This is a genomic window from Arthrobacter sp. JCM 19049 (assembly GCF_001310435.1).
In genome coordinates this window covers 1-3,454 of the sequence record NZ_BAXF01000227.1, presented here as the reverse complement: position 1 = coordinate 3,454, position 3,454 = coordinate 1, and the positions used below count along the sequence as shown (strand labels likewise).

2 protein-coding genes and 2 pseudogenes are annotated in these 3,454 nt (G+C 66.4%); 2 read left to right on the top strand and 2 right to left on the bottom strand.

What is annotated here, in order from left to right:
- Both JCM19049_RS09950 and JCM19049_RS09945 read right to left on the bottom strand, forming a co-directional pair.
- A pseudogene (locus JCM19049_RS09950) lies at window positions 1–183 on the bottom strand (malate synthase A); the annotation flags it as partial.
- A 43-nt stretch (window positions 184–226) separates the two neighbouring features.
- Window positions 227–1,620: pseudogene (locus JCM19049_RS09945) on the bottom strand (NAD-dependent malic enzyme).
- A gap of 229 nt (window positions 1,621–1,849) precedes the next feature.
- Here JCM19049_RS09945 and JCM19049_RS09940 point away from each other — a divergent pair.
- A complete protein-coding gene (locus JCM19049_RS09940) occupies window positions 1,850–2,620 on the top strand; it encodes an IclR family transcriptional regulator (RefSeq protein WP_054821505.1) in 771 nt (256 codons plus the stop codon).
- A 221-nt stretch (window positions 2,621–2,841) separates the two neighbouring features.
- Window positions 2,842–3,454, top strand: a 613-nt coding sequence (locus tag JCM19049_RS09935) for a nitrilase-related carbon-nitrogen hydrolase (protein ID WP_054821504.1), incomplete at its 3' end; no start/stop codon positions are given.

The window sequence follows — 3,454 nt, the reverse complement described above, 5'->3', positions numbered from 1 at the left end:
CGGGTCGAAGTCGATGCGCTTGGCGGCCGAGTACTCGGCGCGGCGCTCGTCGCGGGCGGCGACCAGCTCGTCGCGGGTGCCGGCGAAACGCTCGTGCAGCTTCTCGATGAAGGCCAGCGCCTCATCGGACAGAATGTCCTGGGCCGCGGGCACGTTCGGGATGCGTGAAATGGAGATGGTCATGGTGCTCCTCATACCTCTGTGTTCTTTGTGATTGCTCTCAATGTCAGTTCGCTGCCCGAGCCACGGCGGCGGCCACCTCGGAGGCCACCTGCGGGTCGAACACCGACGGGATGATGAACCCCGGATTGAGTTCCGCTTCGCCCACCCGTGCCGCAATCGCGTCTGCGGCGGCCAGCAGCATGGCGTCGGTGATGTCCGAGACGCCTGCGTCCAGCAGCCCGCGGAAGAAGCCCGGGAAGGCCAAGACGTTGTTGATCTGGTTGGGGAAGTCGCTGCGACCGGTGGCAACCACGGCGGCATGCTTCCCGCAACCAGCGGATCCACCTCGGGATCCGGGTTTGCCATGGCGAAGACGATTGCGTCCTTGTTCATGGCCGCAATGTCGTCCTCGTCCAGGACGTTCGGGGCCGAGACGCCGATGAACACATCGGATCCGGCGACGGCTTCCTTCAGGGAGCCGGTGAAATTCTCTGGGTTGGTGTTCGCCGCCAACCAGCTGCGGTGCTCGTCCGTGTAGTCCTCGTTGCGGCTGATCGCACCGTTGCGCCCGCAGGCGATGATGTTGGTGGCGCCGCGCGCGGCCAGCAGCTGGATGATCGCGTTGCCCGCGGCCCCCACCCCGGAGACCACGATGCGCACCTCGGAGAGGGACTTGCCGACCACCAGCAGGGCATTTTGCAGGGCCGCGAGGGTCACGATGGCGGTGCCGTGCTGGTCGTCATGGAACACCGGGATGTCCAGCTCCTCGCGCAGGCGCGCCTCGATCTCGAAGCAGCGCGGCGCGGCGATGTCCTCCAGGTTCACACCTCCGTAGACCGGGGCCAGGGCCTTGACGATCTTGACGATCTCGTCGCTGTCCTGCGTATCCAGGCAGACCGGCCAGGCGTCCACGTCGGCGAACTGCTTGAACAGGGCGGCCTTGCCCTCCATGACCGGCAGCGCGGCGGCCGGGCCGATGTTGCCCAGGCCCAGGACGGCCGAACCATCGGTGACCACGGCGATGGTGTTGCGCTTGACCGTCAGGTTGCGGGCGTCGGCCGGATTTTCGGCGATGGCCTTGCAGACGCGGGCCACCCCCGGGGTGTAGGCACGGGAGAGGTCATCGCGGTTGCGCAGGGCCACCTTCGGCACCACTTCGAGCTTGCCGCCCAGGTGCATCAGGAAGGTGCGGTCCGAGACGTTACGGACGTTGACCCCGTCCAGTTCGTCCAGGGCGTCACGCACGCGCTGGCCGTGTTCGACGTCGGCGGTGTTGCAGCTGACGTCCACCACCATGTACGCGTGATGCGATTCGGTGACGTCCAACGCTGTGATGTCTCCGCCAGCCCGTCCTACCGCCGCAGCCAGTTCGCTGGTGGCGGTGATTGATGCGGGGGTCTGGACCCGCAGGGTGAGGGAATACCCCGGGCTTGGTGCTGCATGATCACTCCTCGTGATGAAAAAGTTTCCGTATAGTGGATATTAGTATCTGTAAAATGAAAACACAACCCATTTTTGTGGACTGCAACACAAGTTTCAAGCAGATGACTTTTCGGATCGTGGAATTTTCGGCCCAATGTCCGGTATTCTCTTAGTTAACAACCCATGAAAAACAGCCTCCCAGGGAGTCCTCACCCTTTGGACGCTGTGGCGAGACTGCATAGAGCAGTCAGGCAAGGAGCGAATTATGACCGAGGTCAAGGCCCGGGCCACCGGCGGAGTGCAATCGGTCGAGCGTGCCTTTGAGCTGCTGGAAGTCATCGCCCGGGCAGGCGGGGAGGCAGCGCTGAGCGAACTGGCCGCCGATACCCCGTTGCCGCTGCCCACCATCCACCGACTGCTGCGCACCCTGGTCGGCGTGGGCTACGTCCGCCAGCTGCCCAACCGCCGATACTCCCTGGGCCCACGGCTGATCCGACTGGGCGAGGTCGCCAACCGCCAGCTCGGCGCCCTGGCCACCCCGCGGCTGAAGGAACTGGTCGATCACCTGGGTGAGAGCGCGAACATCGCGGTGCTCGACGGTGACATGGTCACCTACATCGCCCAGGTGCAGTCCACGCACTCGATGCGCATGATCACCGAAGTGGGTCGCCGCGCCATGCTGCACCACTCGGGGGTGGGCAAGGCGATCCTCTCGGTGCTGGATGATGAACGCATCCAGCGACTGGTCGCCCAGGCCGGCATGCCGGCCAAGACGCCGAAGACCATCACCACCCTGGGCAAGCTGTTCACCGAAATCGAGGCCGTGCGCGAACGCGGCTACGCGGTGGACGAGGAAGAGCAGGAATTGGGCGTGCGCTGTTTTGCGGTGCCGGTCCCCGGGGCCCCGACCCCGATGGCGATCTCCGTGTCCGGGCCGGTCTCCCGGGTGGACGCGGACTTCGCCAAAAAGGCGGTCCCGGAGCTGCAGGCCGCAGCGGCCGAACTCGGGCGCCAGCTGGTGGCCGTCACCGAATAGCCGCGCGGTTCTCGCAGGCGGGCTCCAGGTGTGGGAGGGGAACCGATCCCGGTCCCTCCCACGCCTCTGCCATGCCCGGGCCCGCCAGCCCCGCGGCCGAAGGACAGACCGCGGGGCATCCCGGCGTCGCCTGCCGGGGAGGGGATTTCCCCGGGGCCACTGGCGTAGAGTCAAAGCAAGGGGCGCACAGCCGCCAACACCGCACCCAGGAGGGCCTACGCATGAAGATCGCCATGGCGCAGGTGCTAAGCACCGCCAACCCACAGCAGAACCTGCAGATCATCCGGGAGACCGCTTCCCGCGCCGCCCAGGAAGGGGCGCGCATCGTGGTGTTCCCCGAGGCCATGCACATCGCCATGGGCAATGACCTGCTCGAAGCGGCCGAACCGCTGGATGGCCCCTGGGCCAACGGTGTGCGGCAGATCGCCGAGGAGCTGGGGGTGCTCATTCTGGCGGGCATGTTCACCCCGGGCGTCGGGAACCGGGTGCGCAACACGTTGCTGATCACCGGTGCGGGGGTCGACACCGCCTACGACAAGCTGCACCTCTTTGACGCGTTCGGCTTCCTGGAATCGGATTCGGTGACCCCCGGGGAGCAGCCAGTGCAGTTCGAGCTGGACGGCCTGACCTTCGGCGTCGCCACCTGCTATGACCTGCGTTTCCCCCGGCTGTTCACCCACCACGCCCAGCAGGGAGCCGTGGCCACCCTGGTCTCGGCGTCCTGGGGTGCAGGACCGGGGAAGGCCGAACAATGGTCCACGCTGGCCCGCGCCCGCGCCCTGGACACCACGACCTTCATCCTCGCCGTGGACCAGGCGGATCCGCAGAGCGCCG